We start from the raw sequence: 19,016 nt of genomic DNA, 5'->3' as shown, positions 1-19,016 counted from the left end.
TTATTTTAAATACATTTAACCTATTTCTAACTAGTAATTTTTTGTTTGTAGCTTTAGGTATATTCACTCTTTATACTAAGAAATATTTCATACTTAAACCTCTTCACCAACAACGCGCATTTCACTATTCAAAAAACAAATCTCCCCCTTTTAAAATAGTTACATAATTAACAATTATTAAACAATTATCTATTTTAAAAATAAAAAATGCAAAAATACATTTTAGCATTGGTTACACTATTGCTAACAGGACAATTTATAACTGCACAAGACAATTTTTCGAGTGCAACCTTATTAGGAAAAGTAAAAAATAATGGGAGTGAAATCCCTTATGCAACCGTATCAATTAAAGGAACACATATTGGAACTTCAACCGATGAGTACGGCACATTTAATATAAAAAATATAAAACCTGGTTTTTATACAGTTCAAATTCAATCGGTAGGTTTTAAACCTTTCGAACAACTAGTAGATTTAGAAACTAATGAAGAATTAACTATTACAATTGAACTTCAAGCTGATGTTCTCGGCTTAGAAGAAGTTGTTATTACAGGAAATAGAAGTAGAATTATGCGTAAAAAAGCTTCATCAATTGTAAATGTAATTAATACCGAAATTTTTCAATCTACACAATCCGTTACATTAAGCGAAGGACTAAATTTCTGTTCTGGTTTACGAATGGAAAATGATTGTCAAAACTGTGGATTTAGCCAAGTTAGAATGAATGGTTTAGAAGGTCCATATTCTCAAATCCTTATAAATAGCAGACCTATTTTTAGTGGTTTGGCAGGCGTTTATGGTTTAGAATTAATTCCTGCAAATATGATTGAAAAAGTAGAAATTATTCGCGGTGGAGGTTCTGCTTTATATGGTAGTAATGCTATTGCAGGAACCATAAATTTACTTTTAAAAGACCCAATCCAAGATTCTTACGAGGTTGGAGTAAACAATACCTTTATTGGTGTTGGAGAAGGCACTACCACTACAGATTATTCGTTAAACTTTAATGCCAATGTTGTTGGTGAAAACGATAAAAACGGAATTTCAATTTATGCTTTCCACAGAAATAGAAAACCTTATGATGCAAATGAAGATTCATTTTCTGAAATAGCTTTGTTAAAAAACTCAACTTTAGGTTCAAGAATGTTTCAAAAACTAGGATCTAGAGCTAAAATTTCTTTAGATTTTTTTCATATTAATGAAGAAAGAAGAGGAGGAAACAAATTTAATGTTCCAAATCATGAAGCTGACATCTCGGAATATGTTGAGCATAATTTAACTACTACTGCTGTTACTTTTGAGCAATATTATAGAGAAAACGACTTATTTTCAATATTCGCTTCAGGTCAAAAAATTAATCGAGATTCTTATTACGGTGCAGAGCAATCTTTAAGCGACTATGGAAACACCAAAGATTTTACGTTTAACTCCGGAGTTCAATACAATGCAAAATTTGAAAATTCGGATTTAGTTTCGGGAATTGAAAATACCTACTCTGCTCTAAAAGATAAAAAACTAGGGTACTTAGATATAGGCAATGCCATAATTGTAAATAATGAAATAATTTCTATTCCCCACACCGAAAACACAACCATTGCAGACCAAAAAATGAATACCTTTGGAGTTTTCTCGCAATACGACATTAGATTTAACAAACTAAAATTATCGTTAGGCGCAAGATTTGATTCATATCAGGTTAAGGATGAAGAAAAAAATGCAAAAGAAAAAACCGGAAACGTTTTTAGTCCGAGAATTAATTTTTTGTACGACGTTCAACCAAATTTACAAGCTCGTATAAGTTATTCTGCCGGTTATAGAGCTCCTCAAATTTTTGATGAAGATTTACATATTGAATCTTCAGGATCTAGAAAAGTTATTCATGTAAACGCTCCTAATTTAGAACAAGAAACAAGTGATAGTTTTATGGCTTCTTTAGATTATAGCAAATCGTTTGGAACTAGTTCTTTTGGTATATTAGCCGAAGGTTTCTACACAAAACTTAAAAATCCTTTTACTAATGAATATTCTGATCCAAACGAAAATGGAACTGTAACTTACACAAGAATTAACGCTAAAAAAGGAGCTACGGTTGTTGGTGTAAATCTTGAATTAAACTATGTTCCTAATTCTAATTTAAAAATAAAGGCTGGTTATACCATCCAAAAAAGCGAATATGAAGAAGCTCAAGAATTTGATGAAAAAAGCTTTTTTAGAACACCCGATAATTATGGTTTTTATACAATTGACTGGGAGGCAACAGATACATGGTGTATTATTGGCACAGGAACTTTTACAGGAAAAATGTTAGTGCCGTATTTTGGACCAACAATAAACAATCCTGAAGAAGGTGAGTTAAGAAAATCAAGAAACTTTTTTGATGCTGGTTTAAAAATTACCAAAACCATTAAATTTAAACACAACAATATAGAAATTTCAACAGGTATGAAAAATATTTTAAACTCATACCAGGATGATTTTGACTCAGGAATTTACAGAGATCCAGGCTATATTTACGGCCCAATGAATCCACGAACAATTTATTTTGGGTTAAAATTTGGAAACATTTTAAACTAAAACAATTAAATAATAGCCGATTTAATTTAATTTGAAGCCGAACAAAATTTGTTCGGCTTCTCATATATTATTCCATATCAAATCTAACACCTAAGGAAATATTGTTTTGATCTACTGTTTGATCCTTAAATATTGGTGACAAATCATATTTTACATACACAGCAGTGTTTTTAAATGCAATATAAGAACTAACACCATAAACCAAATTACTGGCATTATAATCTCGTTTTAATTTGTCTTTAACCTTATCTCCATCAATAGAATATTTCAATTTTTGACGAGTTCCTATATTAAAACCAGCATAGCCTCCAATTCCAAATTTAAACTTATTGTAGGTATTGTATCGGTAATAATTATCCTTAACAATTTTCTTAGAAGGGCCAAATTCAAAATGAACTGGAATTACTAAATTAGTAATACTTAACTTCGATTTTTTTAAGTCATATGGAAAAACCTCAAGAGAAGTTTCCCCTCCATTTTCTACAAAATAATTATTATCAACAGGTTTGTATCCGTTTATTTGAACAGAAACACCATACTTTAAGCGCATAAAATTGGTTTTTTCAAACACTCTTGTTCTCCAAGCCCAACCCAATTCAAAAAAACGAGAGCCTCCAAATTTATAAGGCGAATCATCTAATTTTTCTCCATCAATTATGGCATTGTTTAAACCAAAAGCAATTACTAAATCACTGTAAGTTCTTCTGTCGTATTTTTTTGGCTTATTATTACCTTTCGTTTTAACTCCAATCAAAGTACCTTTGTTTCCTCCAATACTAAAACCTCCCATTGAAGTTTCTCCTTCATTATCATCATAACCATTATCATTTCGTTCTAGCAGTGCAATTTTATTTTCTATTATTGCTGTTCGGTTTTCAATATTTAAAGCTCTTTTTTGAGCAGCTTTTTCCTTTAACTCTTTTGCTTTTTCTTCTGTAATTTCTCCATTTTGCAAACGCTTCATTATATTTTCAACTTCAGTCTTTAAAAAATCACGTTCTTCAGTTGTAATTTTTTCTTTCTTCTCATTTAAAATTTTAATTCTATTACTATTATAATTTTCTTGCGCACCAATAAACTGTATTCCTAATACTAATGCTAATATTGTTACTAATTTTGATATATTAATCATTGTGAATGTTTTTTAAATTGTTCTTTAATCATTTCTTTGCGCAATGACAGTTTTCATATGCTCATAATTTAATTTCAAAGTCTCTAAAATCTTTGTTCTTGTAGACTTGTCTATATCTGCTTCAACGTCTTGAAGCAATTTATATGCGTCAACTGTTTTAATATTCTCATTATAAATTCTTTCTAAAGCCAACTTTTTCTGTGCATTTTTCAACAACAAATCAACATCTGTTGTTGACACTGAAATATGTTTGGTTTTTAAATCTTCAATTTGATTAATTACAAGTTCAATTTCTTGGTTTTCTTCATTACTTACAGCACTTACCTCCTTTTCCAATCCATTTTTTGAAATAATATCACTTTTTACAATATTACTTTCAACTCTTGCAATAACCGGTTTTCTATTTCCATTTAAATTATTAAGTGGTTTAACTATTGTTTTTTCCTGTTTAGTTTTTTCTAATTTTTCATTAACTATAAGCTCAAAATTATCATCCTCAGCAACTAATTCTTCAATTTCTACTTTGTTTATTGACTTCTCTTTTTGAGGTATTGGAGATGTAACTATTGTAGGCTCTGTTGATTCTTTTTTATGGTTAAAAAAAATAGACACAACAAATAAAACACCAACAATACATGCTGCAATTCCAATAATTCTTAAAAACTTGATATTCTTTTTATCTTCTTTAGATTGAAGCGAATTTGCCAATTTATTCCAAGAATTCTCAGAGGGTTTTATAGTTCTTTTTTCAAGCTTTCTTTTTATGTCCTGTTCAAAATTATAAGGTTCCATTGCTTGTTTTATTTAGTGTGTTAATTTTTTGTTGAAGCATTTTTCGGGCTTTAAACAACTGCGATTTAGAAGTTCCTTCTGAAATTTTCAACATTTCCCCAATTTCATGATGTTTGTAACCTTCAATAGCATACATAACAAAAACCATTTTGTAACCATCAGGTAAAGCGTCAATTAAATACTGTATTTCTTCAACATCAATTAAAGAATAAATAGAGTTTATAGGCTCACTATTTAATTCAATTTCATCTACAGAAAATTCAATGTGTTTTTGCTTTCTTAAAAAAGAAATGGATTCTCTTATCATTATTTTTCTAATCCACCCTTCAAAACTACCAGTATTTTCAAACTTATTTAAATTAGAAAACACTTTTAAAAATCCATTTAACATAACTTCTTCTGCAAAGTGAATATCTTTTATATAATACCTACAAACACTGAGCATTTTTGGAGCATACAAACTGTATAGCCTTTCTTGTGCGCTACGGTTTTTTTGAATTGCTCTTTTTATGAGCTTTTCTTCGTTATTAAAAAATTGAATGATTTTCACAAATTACATCTTATCTCTCTATATTTTAAAAGACGCAAATTATATGCAAATGGTTGCCTGAAGTTTATTTTTTTTGAAAAATTAATTAATAAAAGCTATTTTAATACTTATAAACTAGCTTTTTTAAAAAAAGGCATTTGTTTTTATAATCTATAATTGCTTTGCCTTTTTCTAAAATATCTGCTCCAATAATACCATCAACAGCATCAGCGTCATGTTCGGTCAATGCAGTATTCACATGCGACAAATCTAAGAGTACTAAATTAAAATTTTTAAAATTCCATTGGCCTAATTTTATTTCATTGCTCGATGAAACCATTGTGTCCATTCCAATAGCTCCTGCTCCTGCTGCTTTAGTATTTGAATCTTCAAGACTTAACTCAAACTTTTCTGCCAAATTCATTGCAACACAAGAATTTGAAGCTCCCGTATCTAAAATAAACCTTCCTTTAACGTTATTAATAAAAGCTTTTACCTCAAAATGATTTGTGTTTATCTTTTTTAAATTAATCTTTACGTAGCCCTTTCTTTTAAGAATGTCCTTTAAATTCATTTGACAAAACTAATGTTTTTTGAAAAGAAAATAACCTACAAATAATAATATTGGTACTAACAACAACCATAAAAATAAGTTGTTAGATTGTTTATTTAATTGATTTTCACCAATAAAAACAAAACTAGCCCAATAATATGGCGACTTTTTTACAGAAGAAACCTTTTTATTTTTCAAATAATCTAATTTAGACTGGTGCAGTGCAGAAGATTTATTATTATTATTTGCATAATTTTTGTAAAAACCAGCCATTAATTGCTGTGTAGATTTATCGTTAACCTTCCAAAGTGAAACTATTAAATTTTTAACTCCAGCAAACGAAAATCCTCGTGCCAAACTCATTACACCCTCCCCTTTTCTTAGGGTTCCAATACCTGTTTCACAGGCACTTAACACAACTAAATCCAAATCGAGTTTTTGACCATAAATTTCAGGTAAATACATAGTTTCATCATAAAATTCAATTGCTGGTGGAACAAAGTAACTTCCTGCAGATGCATGTGTAGATAGATGAAGAATTGAATGGTTGGCATCAATTTTTAAAAACGCCTTCTTCAATGCATCTTCATAAATTAAAAATTTACCCGTTGTTTCTTTCTCAATAGTTTTGGCTTCTTGGGCCGTAAAACTTAATTCGGTCAATTCTCTATGATTATTTTTAAAAACTGGAAAAAATCCTAAAATGTTGTTTTGTTTTTTATTTATCTTTTTAGAATCGTTCAATAAAATAGATGCAGAATAAGAATAGCTTATTGTTGAAACATTTAAGAGGTATGGCAATTTTTCAAAATTAAGCAAATCGGTTTTTTCTGTTAACAATGCATCAAAGGGAACAAACGAGAATATTCCATCAGGAATAATTATTAAACTTCTTGGAATTTCAGTTTTAAAAAGCTTTGAATAAAGCTTATTTGCAAGTAGTTTATAAGTTTCTATATTATTTTGAATATCAGATCCTCTATTACTTGAAAACATTGAAATAAACTTTGAAAGCTCATTAATCAACTCACTATTCTTTTCAATTCTAATTAAATTTATAGGTTTATTATTTGAAACTGAAAAAATGTAAACAAATTTTTCTCCATCAAAAAACTCCATTAAAAGTTGTTCTTTTTTTAAAATATTATCTTTTAACTTTTTAACAGTTACAATCTTATTTATATCTGTTTTTAAACTTGGAAATTTCTTATCAATATCTTGTTTAATAAGATGAAGCTTGTTAAAAACGTTTTCTCTTTTGGAAGTTAATTTTGCTAATAAAATTAAATTTGCTTTATCACCTTTTAATTGCTCTAGCGTTATGTTGGTATTAAGTTCTCCTTTTTTTAATAATAATTCGTTTTCTTTTATAAATAATGAATCATTTTTAAACGAAGACTTTAATAAAGAAAGCTCCTTATTTTCTAGTAAAACCCTCGATTTTGTTTGTTCCGAAAAATAAAATGCCTTTTTAATCCAATCAATATTTTTTGTTTGTTCGAAAAGAGTATAGCACAAATCAATACATTTTTCACTTCTAAGTCTATTTTCTTGCTGTTGCAATAATTTTGAATTTTGACTTAAATAACTACTTCTTAATTCATTTTCAATTAAAAATGAAAGTTCATAATTTTCAATTGCTTCGAAAGGTTTTTCAAGTTTAACTAACATTTTAGCTCGCCCATCTAACGCTTCTTTAATTGTATTTTCTGGATAAAAATATTTAGACTTTGGATTTTCGTAAATGGATTTGGGCTTATAATTAGGTAATAATGTAATTAGGGATTTCTGATAACTACTTAACGCTTTTTGGAATTCATTATTTAAGCTGTAAGTTTCTCCAATACTATTGTATATTTTGGCAACTTCTCTATTATTGGCCCCATAATATTTTTTGGAAAACCATAATGCATTTTCAAACTCTTTTAAAGCTAAATCAAACTCATTAACAGAAAGAAAACAACTCCCCAAGGTATTCAAATTTCTAATGGTAATAGTTACATCTTTTTTTAGGTTTGATTTTTTCGAAATATTGACAAACTTCTTAGAGTTTTCGCAATCGCCCAACATTAAGAAATTAATAGCAATATCAGAGTTTATCTTTGCTTTTTGCTCGTTTGTTTTTACGTTTAACAAAGCCATATTTAACAAGTTAATAGCCTCTTTAAAAGCGCCTTTTGCCCTGTAAACGGCTGCCAAATTTAAATATGCCGATGCCAACTGACCTTCATTATTTAATTTTAAAACCTTTTCAATTGTTACTTTTAAAATATCTTCGGCTCTATTTAAATCGCCCAAACGGGTGTAATTATTGGCTAAGGGTTTTAAACAGTACTCTACAATATTATAATTAAGAGAATTCTTTTTAAAATATGCAAAAGCCTTTTCGTAATAGTTTATTGATTTATTTATAAAACCAAATTCTTTTAATTGGTAAGCATAATTTATATAAAAATACAATTGTGCAATTTTTTCATTTTTGGTTTCAGCATTTCGCCACAAATCCAATTCTAATCTTTCGAAAATAACTAAATTCTCTGTACTTGCATTTGCAGCAAATTCATCTAAGTGAACATAAATATATTCAGAAAAATCATCTTTATTCTTTAAGGTATTTATTTGGTTAAGAAAAGTATTATTTAATTGCTGTGCAAAGGCAAAATAGGTATTAATGCATAGCAATAAGAAAATCCAGTTTCTACTTAAAATAAATTTTATATTTTCCAAATTGCATAAAAATGAAGTTGTGAATTCGGCTCATTAAAATTGTAAATATATCGTGCTCCTAAACTTGGTCCAATTCGCGATGCACCTATTGTAATATCTCCAAATACTCCATATTTAATATCTGTAAATGGATTGTTATCTTTTGTAGTAATTACCGTTGACGCTCCTTCAATTAACCTTCTTGGTTCATTATTACCCATAAAAGTATAATAATCTGTTCGGGTTTCAATTTCTGTATTATTCGAAAAATCTAATGAAATTTGCGGTCCAACTCCTAACCCAATAACACCATTTAAATTATATCGAAATGAAATAGGAACAACATCAATTGAATATTTAGATGTTTTAGAACTAATTTCTTCACTTTTTAGAACTCCATCAAATGCAGTTCCGTCGGGTAATTGAAGTACATCTATTTGTTCATTTAATGAACTAAACTCATTATATTCATGGGTTGTAAACATTAATTCAGCTTGTAAATATTTTTTATATGATTTATAGGGAGAAACAGTTGCTCCAAAAAAGTAACTTTTAGAATCCTTTAAATCTGGAAAACTATTGTATCCTGCTTTTACACCAATAGAAACCCCTGGCTTAAACCGAGAAGTAGAGGTGTTAGTTATAATTGGTTCGTTCTTATCAAAAATTATTGCTGTTTTACTCTTTGAAGATACTTTATGAAAATCCTTTCCAAATTTCATCGAATATTTTACAAACCCTTTTGTTGAATCCTTATCATGCACTCCTTTTTGTGCAGTTCCAGGAAGGTAAATATTTTTAAACTGAAATGAAATTTGATTTTTTGAAATAATTGTATCTATACAACTATAATTAACTTCTTGTTCATCTGGGCAAATTGGACATTTCGGATACATATCCAACACTTTAAGTGATTGCTTATCCAACATATCAGGAATATCAACATTTAGCTTAATTAAACGCGCTGGACCTTCCCCATCATTTTGAAACCTTACTTTATATTTCAATCGTTTAAAACGCACTAGTCTATAATTTAATCTAGTATCATAAACGGCCATTTTATTGGGATCGTGTGATGTTACAATTTCCATTTCTTTTGTTAACACCTTATGATCATCAATACCTCTTTCCGGAACATAAACACTTCTAATCGAAATAACAGCACTGGTATCTTTTAACATTTCTGGAGTAGTTTTAAATGTAAAAAACATATTTCGCTCTTCATTTACTTGCATTTCGTTAAAGTCATATACCTTGACATCTTGATAATAGGTTTTTGCATCTTCTAATGTTAAAGGTAAATTCTGTTTTAATGTGTCTGCTATTATTAAATTTTTATTTACAAATGTGGAAATACCTGTAGTTTTAATTAATTCTTCCTTTGAAATAAATGTAGCGTTGCTTGCTATTATTTCTTCACTATTCTCTTGTTCATTATTATATAAACGAGTTTCAATTAATTCAAAGTTTTTGTTTTTATATTTTTTTTCATTAAAAAAGACATAAATTTTTCCATTTGTGGCATATTCCTTATCGTTTCCATAACTCAAAATCATTTGAATTTCTTCATTTGGAACTGGCTCTCTATTTGTTTGCAATCGAAATCCGTTATGATTACTTATTAATTGATGACCTGAGTTGTTAGAATAATTATTGTCTTGTATAACCGCAACCTCTTTAGGTCTAGTTAATGGTGGTTTACCATCATCGTAATTATTTGTTACCGAAAGCTGTACTTTGTAATTTCCTTTTTCTTTATAGCTATGTTGTGGTTCTTTTTCGAAACTATATTCTCCATCTCCAAATTCCCAATAAAATGAATAAAATGCCTTGGGAGCACCAGCAATTTGATTTAATTCTGGAGTTATAGGAGTGAACGAAACTTTATTTCCATTTAAATTATAATCAATAGTAGCCGTCCTCACAAGTGTATCATTTACAATGGATTGTGAATATCCAATATTAAAAAATAAAACTAAAATCGCACTTAGAAATAAACTTTTCATAAAATCACCTTTTTAACAAATATAGAAAAACATTCTAAATGAACTAAAATTTGATTCTTTCTCATAAAAAAAGGCTACCTAAACAGGTAGCCTTAAATATTTATTCTTGTTGTTATTTAACTATTCAACTTTAAAAGCAATAGGTAAACTATATTTTACACCAACAGGTCTACCTCTTTGTTTTCCTGGAGTCATTTTAGGTAATGATTGTACAACTCTAATAGCCTCCTCTTGTAATCTTTTGTGAGGGGCACGTGCCATTACATCAGTAATATTACCTGTTTTATCAATTTTAAACATTACAAAAATACGCTTAACACCTGGTGCTAATCCTAAATCAGATGCTAAATCAGCATTAAATTTTTTGTTTACGTGTTTTGTAATTTTTTCTTGAAGACAAGCTCTTAACTGTGCTTTACTTCCTTTACAACCTGGAAATACAGGTACGTCTTCAATAATAGCGAAAGGAACGTCTTCAATAACTTCTTCCACTTCTTCTACCTCAATAATTTCTTCAACCTCAACGGCTTCATTTTCATCAGTTTCAGTAGATTCTATTACTGTTTCTTCAATTTCTTCTTCATCTTCAACAACTTCAATTTTATCTGGAGTTGGTGGTGGTGGAGTTTTTGGTTCTGGCGGTTTTACTTGCTCAATTTCAATAGTTTGCTCTTCATCATCCATGTTTAAAACTACTGGACCAAGGTCGTCAATTATTCTATCATAAGTTTTTTTCTCAATGGCTAAATAAACCACCAATAATGCTAAAACTAAACCTAACTGCATAAAAATCTTGCTGTAGTTTTCTAGATTTGCTTTTGGATTCTTTTTAATCTGCATCTGTAAAATATTTTATAGTTCGCTAATTTAATAATTTTAATACAACTTTTGCAACATTATTATTCTAATTAAAAACTTTTTTTTGCAAATAAAAGTTGAATATTGTAAAAGCTAATACAATACCAATAAAATTCGCAACTAAATCTTTAAATTCAAATTGTCTATACGATGTTATACTTCCTTGTAAAACCTCAATAATTGTGCCATATAAAAACACAAGCATTGAAATTAACAAATTCATTTTCAGTTTTTTAATGCTATTTTTTGAAGCAACTAACCAACTAAGGTTTAATAAAAAATAAGCCGAGGAATGAATTATCTTATCGGAAATACTAATAGTTTTTGGCATATTACTGCCTATTGATACTAGACTGCCCCAACCTATTAATATTGTTAAGGTAATTGCTACAATAAATATTAATTTACGCTCCAATTAATTCAGAATAATCATCAGCAGAAAGTAATTCTTCTATTTGAGAAACATCTTTAATAGAAATTTTAATCATCCATCCTTCTCCATATGGATCCGAATTTACCTTTTCTGGTTCGTCTTCTAATGCTTCGTTAAACTCAATTACTTCTCCTGTTATTGGCATAAATAAATCTGAAACTGTTTTTACAGCTTCAACTGATCCAAATACTTCATCTTTATCAACAGTTTCATCTAATGTATCAACGTCTACATAGACTATATCTCCTAATTCACTTTGCGCAAAATGTGTTATACCAATTGTTGCTATATCACCTTCAATTTTAATCCACTCGTGATCTTTTGTGTATTTTAATTCTGTTGGAATGCTCATTTTTTTTGTAAAATTTATGTTATTATATATTAATTTCCTAATACGTACCTAACACTTAACCCAGAACTAACAGACTGTCTTGGGAAAGTTGTTGAAATTGCATACTGAGAAGAACTTTGATCAAAATAAAAAGAAGCTGTTAGGTTTTTATTTATTGCATAATCTGCAAAGAATTTAAAGGACAATAATCGTTGTCCACCCGTAACCTGATTATTATCTTGGTCAATTGCTCTTATCACAGTTATATTGTCTCTTAAAGATAAATCTGCCCTTAAATCTAAATCCCCTTTTAACTTGGTTAATTTCCCTCCAAATCTAAACTTCATTGCCAAATCTTTAATTCTATACCCCATACCAATAACATATTCCATTCCTTTCATTTGGGTAATGGTGTTATTATTAAAATTTAATGTAAGTCTTCTATCTTTGTCTACACGACCACTAAATGATATTGAATTTTTCATTTTCATATCAACTTTTAAAAGTGGACTAAATTCTTCAATTAAATCTACATTTGTAAATAGTGTTTTGTTAAAATAATTACCAACAATATCTTTTTCTATGTAAGGGTCTTGGGCATTATACTCTAAATTATTGCTAAAACTTAAAATTGAATATCTAGAATCGTAACTGTGCGATAATGAAAAACTTCTAAAAGTTTCTTTAAACCATTTCATTTTCATTAAGCCTTTGTAATTAATTTGCCAACTTGGAATAGGCACATCTCTAAATGCCGTTAATTTTACTTTTGTAGCATCTTTACCTGTATATGCAGCTATAAATGCTGGAAGAGAAACTTGCTGACTAGTTGGCCCAAATCCGTCTACTGACTGGCCTGTTTCTTGTGATAATCTTTGTGCAATTATAGCTCTATTAGCTTTAAATTGCTCAAAATTAGCATCGCTATTACTAAATGATGTTTTTAACATATTATAACTAATCATAAAATTACCAACTTCAGTAATTGGTGAATTTTCGGTTAAAACATTATCTATAATATCCAATTGCTGTGATGAGTTTTTTGTATATGTTTTATTTCCTCTTAGCTCAATATCAAAATTTTCAAAAGGTTCAACAGTAATTGTCATATCAAATTTATTCATATGCGTTCTACTGTAAGTTTTATTATAGTAAGGATCATCTTCTTCTCTAGAAATTAACCATCCGTTTTCCAAAGCTCGTTGTCTAATATCAATTTGACTACCAAAAACAAAACCTAATGATGGAGCAACGCCTCCATTAAAGTTATCTTGTCCTAAAAACCCTATTTCAGGCACATATCCAGGTAAAAAAGTTCCATTATTTTCAGAATAATTAAATCGCGCTTTTTTAACAGATGTGATTAAGTTATAAAATCCATCTTTAAACTGTTGTCCTGTTGATTTCTTTTTGCTCGATGTTCTAGTTGTTGGTCTTTTTATCGCAGATTCTAGTTCTTTTTTTGATGATTTAGATTTTTTTCCACTGAACAACTTAGTTAATCCCACATTTCTATAAAACTTGTTAAAATCTACATCTAAACCAAAATTATGCGTGTTAGAATTTTGAATTACATTTCCAATTTTATCTACATAAGATTGAGAAGCCGCTTGCCAATCAAAATCTGCCGTATAACTATAATCAGCTTTTACAAAATCTAACAGTGGTAATTTATCAATTGGTATTTTATAGGTCCCATTTAATGATTGATGGTAATGATCTGGCCTTCCCATTGAAAAGAAATTATCAAAAATTTGAATTTCATCTGCTGCCGTAAAATCATCATAAATATGATTATTTGCTGCTCTAAAATTAAATTGTAGTGACTTGGTTAAATTATAACCAATACTATAATCCCAATCAAATAAGAAATATCGCTGTTTAAGTGTTGGAAGTTGAGGTAAACCTTCAATTAAACTTCTAGACAATTGCTCATTATAAGTTCTAAATATATTTGAATTTACTGCAATTGTAGATGGAATTAAGTTAATATTTAAATCTTTTATAAATTTAAAATATTTACTATTTAAACCTTCCCAATTTTTAAATGGCTCTATACTTTTAGGTTCGAAGCTATAATTATAATTTGCCGAAGCTCTTACATTTTGATCAACAAATTTTTCGACATTATAATCTCTATGGAATGTTTCATTATATGCATATGATACCGATAAATTTTCAATGTTATAAAAACGTTGTTTAGCCTCTGAATTAGGATTAAATTCTTTTCTAACATTAATTAAACTTATGCTTTTTCTTTTTGTATAATCTTGACTTTGTTCCCTATTTGGACTGTTTTCAATTGTTGTTTCTTCGAATAAAACATCTTGATATTGAGCATCGTATTTTGGGTCTTTTACTTCTTCCGAAACACTGTAATTTAAAGGTAAAGAAACCCCCCAAGTTTTTGGCAATAGCTTTCCTACATTTACATTTGTAATTAAATCATAAAGTTTTGTATCCTCTTGACTTCTTTCATTTACTCTTTGTTCAATACCTCCAAAACCTTTGGTTTCCATTCTTCCGGTTACAGCAACATCTGCAAAATCCGCTATGTTAGCATCCGCACTAACAACTGCTGCCCATCCTCCTTCATTATCAAACTCTGATACACGCATTTCGTTAAACCATACTTCTGCGCTTTGACTAGAGTTTGAAACGTTTTTAACCCCTAACATAATAGTTCTAATATTAGATAAATTAGGGTTTCCTTTAACTCTTATATCATAACCTTCAAGATCTTCAATTGGCGAAACAACCCCATCGGCTGGGTAAACCTCATTTGGAGCAATTCCCTCTTCAAATCTCAATAACTTCAATTTCCCTAAATACTCTAAAAAAGCATCAATATTGTTCTCTTCTGGCCAAACACCAAGCGCTGAAGAGGCTCCATATTCTGAAATTGTTAGTAGCTTTTCAATTTGATAATAATTATCATTTAAGTCACTACCTATTCTAATAACTGCCTTTAATTCTTCATTTTGAACTTGTGGTCTTGTTTGCACACCTTCGGCGTGGAGAAATAATTTTAAATGCTTATACATTCTTAAATCAACTCTTACATTTTTATATATTGCACGAGTATCATTTGGTTCTAAATCTGTAACTTTTAATGATAATGATTGTTCATTTTGCTTTTGCAAAGTTGTACTTCCTCTTAAAATTTCTCTTTTAATTCCTGGAGGTAACACATAAGGAATAGGATTTCTATCTTCATTTTCCTGAATGTTAACTACACCTACTTCAAAATTTTGTAATTCATCTTTTGTTAGATCTTGAGGTGTGCTAATATTTTCATCTAAAGTTTTGGTAAATCTTCTCCAATCACCTCTTACAAGTTGAATTTCTCCAAAACGCAAAACTATTGGCATTTTAAACTTTGTTAAAAACATTCGCATAAATCGAATAGAATTAAAACCCGTAATATCATTTACTACCTCATCTGGAGTACTAACCTGAATTCTAAATTGCAACCATCTAAATTGCTTTACACTTCCATCTTCTAAAGTAACACTCACCGTTTTTTCATCAACAATATGATTTTTTCCAACTGTTAAATCATTTTTATTCATTGAAACCTTATACTGATAATAACTTTCAACAGAATTCATTGTTTGATCCTTATCAATATCCTCGGTATCGGGATAAGTAGTTGCCGATGTTGGGTAACTTTCTGTAGATAAATTGTTTGTTGGTGAATTTCCTTGAGTATTGTTAAATTTCTTGTATCTAGTTATTATGGAAGCATCGGTATTATCATATTCCGAACTTCTAAAATATTGGTAATTATCATTTGCAGGATCTTCTCCAAATGTAGTTCCAAATTTCGCTCTTTCCTCTTCATCATTTAAACCGTCAAAACCAATATCTTGATTCAATCGTTCCGAATCATCATCACTAAAAGCATATAATAATGATTGATTTGTAGGGATTTTACCCCACATAGTTTCATCGGTATTGTTTGTACTTAATGGATCTTCTGGCAATCCATTTTCATACATTTTTCTACCATCTTTTAAAATATCTTCTGAAATATTACCTAAGTTAAAATATAAATCTCCCACCTGGTTCGATGGATCTGCTGGATTAACACCCGTAGGAAGTCCTTCTTCATTGGTTATAGAATAATGATCGTAAGGATCCATTAACCAAAACTGAATGTATTCTACATTCGATTGTTCAAAATTGGTAGTATTTAATGCCCTTGTAATTCCTCCCCATCTTTCTTCTGGATTTGTAAACTTACCAGTGGCATCTACATTATTTGTATCGTAATTATAACTTCCTCTTTCATTTGGAAAATAAGCTAAATCAAAAGTTCTAACAATAGTTGACTGTGTTAAATCTAAATCTTGTTCTGGAAAAAGTTCTTCGTATCTCACTCTTCTAACTTCTGCTCTTGAAAGTTCTGTATTGTCAATATTTCCAGGTTTTAAAGATGAACCACCATAAAATAGAGGGTCAATTATATACCAAGCTAATTTGGCTCTTTTATATCCATAAGTTATGTCTGAAGCATTTCCCCCTAAATCAAATTGAGTTTGATATTGAGGTGTACTTGCCAAATGCCATTGTTGAACCGATTTAATTTCTAAAGGTATTTGAGATCCTTCAAAATCATCCACATAAGATGTTGCCTCACCTTCTAATTCAATTCGTTTTGGAGAACCCGGTTTTAAATAAGCAAAATCTCCGCGTATAGAAAAATTAGATTCGTAATCTGTATCTATATTTGGCAATTTATTTGCTAACTTGGTTAAAAACGGAACTTCAGTTCCATAATTGGCATTTAACCCAAAAATGGTATTGTTTATAGGCTCTTGTCCAAATAGAGCTTTTTGGGTAATTGGTCTTTCATTTAAATTTAAAAAAGTTGCTCCTGCAATTAATTTATCAGAAAATTTATGCTCTATATCAACTCCAAAAAAACGTTTTGTTTGTAAATTAAAGGCTGCATTGTTTTCAACAGAAACTTGTATAGGGGCGTTAGAAGCCTCCAAACTAGGATTCACAATTTGAACTCTTCCCATTTGATAATCTACTACATAATCCACACCTTCAACTAATTCTCTTCCTCCAGTGGTAACTCTAACCGAACCTTGTGGAACATTAAATGCTCCCAATGGAATTCCATTTGCACTTTCCGATTTGTGATATCCTTTTAATAAATATTTATCCTTTTGCTGAAAATTATTTCGAGCTTCAGACTGTGTTATTTCGTATAGTTCATTAAATATATATTGTTCATCAGCAGCATCAGTTAATTTCAATTCTAAATCACTACCAAATGGTTCAATCGTTGGAAAAATAATATAACCTTTTTCCGAATTAACAGTTGCACCTTCTACATAATCAAAATAACCATCGCCTTCTGGTACTGAAAACTGACTTTGATCAAGTCTATCTATATCTAAAAGATTTAATAGCGTTCTATCTGAAATACCTGGAGATTGCGCATTTTGCAGCATATTTATTGGAACACCCGTTGCATCATCGGAATACAATAATTCCAATCTAAATCCTTCTTGTTGCATTCTATAAGTTTGTAAAGAATATACATTCTTCATCATTAAATCCCACATAGGAATTTTTGTACTTATAATCTCACTTCTTAATAATTTTACAACAATATTATCTGGTGCAATAATACCGTCACTTGTTAATTCTCCAACCCTATAAACTTTAGAATCACCGCTAACAGTATATTCAAATGAAACTGCTAACACATCAGAATCTGCCAATCTTCTATTCAGTGAAATAAAACCTAATTGAGGGTGCAAAAGAAACTCATCAGGACTTAATTTTATTGCGTTCTCTAATACAGAATAATCTCTACCTTGCTGCATAGCAAATGGCGCAAGACCATTTCCTACTGTAGAAATTTTTCTAACCGGATTATTACTTTCAAGAATTGAGTTAATATCATTTGCTTCATTTTCAGGATATTGAAAACCTGGTGACGGAGTAACATTTGCAGGCCCAATATTTGTTGCATCACCTTCTCCTAAATCAGATAAAGCTACAATATTTCTTATATCTTCAGTTGTAGCATTTCTATTAGTAACCCAAACTTCAATTCTTGTAATATTTATTGGACTGTTTATTAACGGATAATCTTTTAATGCCGCATTATAATTATCTCTAAAATATTGGGAAATAAAGAAATGCCTATTCGAGTCATAATCTGTTGCTTGTAATTCAAACTCTTGGATAGTGGAGCCACCTTCTGCTGCCACTGATCTTGTTTGTGATTTTTGCTCAGCAAATACACCTGTTACTGTTGTTTTTCCAAATTGAAGTTGCGTTTTAACACCAAATAAACTTTGAGCACCAACAATTAAAGAATTTTTTAAAGGCATACTTACATTTCCAACTTCTATTTTTTGTAAAATATCGTCTTCTGTTGGATTGTATTCTAATTTAATTTGATTTTGAAAGTTAAAGGTTGATTGTGTATCGTATTGTGCTCCTACTTTTAATCGTGTTCCAACTTTCGCTTGAATACTTGCACTTATTTCTTGGTCGAAGTCAAAAGTAAAACTACTTCTATTTCTTTCTGATAATTGTGGATTATCAACCTTTTGGTACAATATTCCCATCTTTACTAAAACAGAACCTTGTGGGTTTACCTCTATAGTATTACCTCCAAAAATAGACTGAAAAAAGTCTGATTCTACGTAATATGTTGGAAGTAAATTCTTTTGAGCATCTGCGCTCCCTAATTTTTTACTGTTTGTTGCACTAATTTTATTTTTATAATACTGCAACATGTCTTTCTTAAGCTTGTATTTCTTATACTCCTCTTGAGACATATAAACAGGGCGCTTTAAATAATAATCCCCTATTTTCTCAACAATTACATATTTACCTAAATCTGTATCGTATATTATTTCAGATTTTGCAGGATCCGATAGAAACAAACCTCCTTCTTGATTACTTTTAAATGGGTATTTTAATTTTGTTGAATCACCAACCTGTTCAACTTTTAAAGTATCGCTTAAATTCTTAACTGGCGGTGCTTGAGCAAATATTGTTGTTTGATAAAACAACAATAAAAAAAGGATTATATATGCTTTAAATATAATTGGTTTATTTTTCAAAT

At 29.6% G+C, this 19,016-nt stretch carries 11 protein-coding genes; 1 reads left to right on the top strand and 10 read right to left on the bottom strand.

Translation table 11 applies throughout. The features are described from left to right. The first annotated feature begins 207 nt into the window (after positions 1-207). Positions 208-2,574 (top strand): TonB-dependent receptor, encoded by a 2,367-nt coding sequence (locus Q0776_RS04655; RefSeq protein ID WP_298365532.1) that lies wholly within the window; start codon positions 208-210, stop codon positions 2,572-2,574. A 67-nt stretch (positions 2,575-2,641) separates the two neighbouring features. On the opposite strand, the gene Q0776_RS04650 is transcribed toward Q0776_RS04655, so the two are convergent. From Q0776_RS04650 to sprA, 10 genes are all read right to left on the bottom strand, one after another. Then, positions 2,642-3,706: a hypothetical protein gene (locus Q0776_RS04650; protein WP_298365530.1), complete on the bottom strand. Its 1,065-nt coding sequence runs from the start codon at positions 3,704-3,706 to the stop codon at positions 2,642-2,644. 24 nt (positions 3,707-3,730) lie between these two features. After that, complete coding sequence (locus Q0776_RS04645) at positions 3,731-4,498, bottom strand: hypothetical protein (protein ID WP_298365528.1); 768 nt, start codon at positions 4,496-4,498, stop codon at positions 3,731-3,733. Further along, a complete protein-coding gene (locus tag Q0776_RS04640) occupies positions 4,485-5,048 on the bottom strand; it encodes an RNA polymerase sigma factor (protein ID WP_298365527.1) in 564 nt (187 codons plus the stop codon). The genes Q0776_RS04645 and Q0776_RS04640 overlap by 14 nt, the downstream gene beginning before the upstream one ends. Before the next feature lie 100 nt (positions 5,049-5,148). Beyond that, positions 5,149-5,601 (bottom strand): retropepsin-like aspartic protease, encoded by a 453-nt coding sequence (locus tag Q0776_RS04635; protein WP_298365526.1) that lies wholly within the window; start codon positions 5,599-5,601, stop codon positions 5,149-5,151. A 9-nt stretch (positions 5,602-5,610) separates the two neighbouring features. Further along, positions 5,611-8,307: a CHAT domain-containing protein gene (locus tag Q0776_RS04630; RefSeq protein ID WP_298365524.1), complete on the bottom strand. Its 2,697-nt coding sequence runs from the start codon at positions 8,305-8,307 to the stop codon at positions 5,611-5,613. Further along, on the bottom strand, positions 8,295-10,292 hold the full coding sequence (locus Q0776_RS04625) for a PKD domain-containing protein (protein ID WP_298365521.1): 1,998 nt from the start codon (positions 10,290-10,292) through the stop codon (positions 8,295-8,297). Before Q0776_RS04625 ends, Q0776_RS04630 begins: the two co-directional genes overlap by 13 nt. A gap of 120 nt (positions 10,293-10,412) precedes the next feature. Further along, positions 10,413-11,132, bottom strand: a complete 720-nt coding sequence (locus tag Q0776_RS04620; RefSeq protein ID WP_298365519.1) for an energy transducer TonB — start codon at positions 11,130-11,132, stop codon at positions 10,413-10,415. A gap of 64 nt (positions 11,133-11,196) precedes the next feature. Next, positions 11,197-11,481 carry a VanZ family protein gene (locus Q0776_RS04615; RefSeq protein ID WP_298365517.1) on the bottom strand — a complete coding sequence of 95 codons (285 nt, stop codon included), beginning with the start codon at positions 11,479-11,481 and terminating at the stop codon, positions 11,197-11,199. A gap of 73 nt (positions 11,482-11,554) precedes the next feature. Further along, positions 11,555-11,935 carry a glycine cleavage system protein GcvH gene (gene gcvH, locus Q0776_RS04610; RefSeq protein ID WP_298365515.1) on the bottom strand — a complete coding sequence of 127 codons (381 nt, stop codon included), beginning with the start codon at positions 11,933-11,935 and terminating at the stop codon, positions 11,555-11,557. A gap of 29 nt (positions 11,936-11,964) precedes the next feature. Beyond that, positions 11,965-19,014, bottom strand: coding sequence for a cell surface protein SprA (gene sprA / locus Q0776_RS04605; RefSeq protein ID WP_298365512.1), 7,050 nt, complete (start codon positions 19,012-19,014; stop codon positions 11,965-11,967). Positions 19,015-19,016 lie beyond the last annotated feature (2 nt).

Origin of the sequence: uncultured Lutibacter sp. (genome assembly GCF_947495725.1) — a bacterium.
In the GTDB taxonomy this organism is placed as follows: domain Bacteria; phylum Bacteroidota; class Bacteroidia; order Flavobacteriales; family Flavobacteriaceae; genus Lutibacter.
This window is presented reverse-complemented; position numbering and strand designations above follow the sequence as displayed.

Excerpts from the sequence above, each read along its gene's own strand:
- Q0776_RS04645 (WP_298365528.1), bottom strand. The coding sequence starts at position 4,498 with ATGGAACCTTATAATTTTGAACAGGACATAAAAAGAAAGCTTGAAAAA.
- Q0776_RS04620 (WP_298365519.1), bottom strand. The coding sequence starts at position 11,132 with ATGCAGATTAAAAAGAATCCAAAAGCAAATCTAGAAAACTACAGCAAG.
- Q0776_RS04615 (WP_298365517.1), bottom strand. The coding sequence starts at position 11,481 with ATGCCAAAAACTATTAGTATTTCCGATAAGATAATTCATTCCTCGGCT.
- Q0776_RS04655 (WP_298365532.1), top strand. The coding sequence starts at position 208 with ATGCAAAAATACATTTTAGCATTGGTTACACTATTGCTAACAGGACAA.
- Q0776_RS04650 (WP_298365530.1), bottom strand. The coding sequence starts at position 3,706 with ATGATTAATATATCAAAATTAGTAACAATATTAGCATTAGTATTAGGA.
- Q0776_RS04635 (WP_298365526.1), bottom strand. The coding sequence starts at position 5,601 with ATGAATTTAAAGGACATTCTTAAAAGAAAGGGCTACGTAAAGATTAAT.
- gcvH (WP_298365515.1), bottom strand. The coding sequence starts at position 11,935 with ATGAGCATTCCAACAGAATTAAAATACACAAAAGATCACGAGTGGATT.
- Q0776_RS04625 (WP_298365521.1), bottom strand. The coding sequence starts at position 10,292 with ATGAAAAGTTTATTTCTAAGTGCGATTTTAGTTTTATTTTTTAATATT.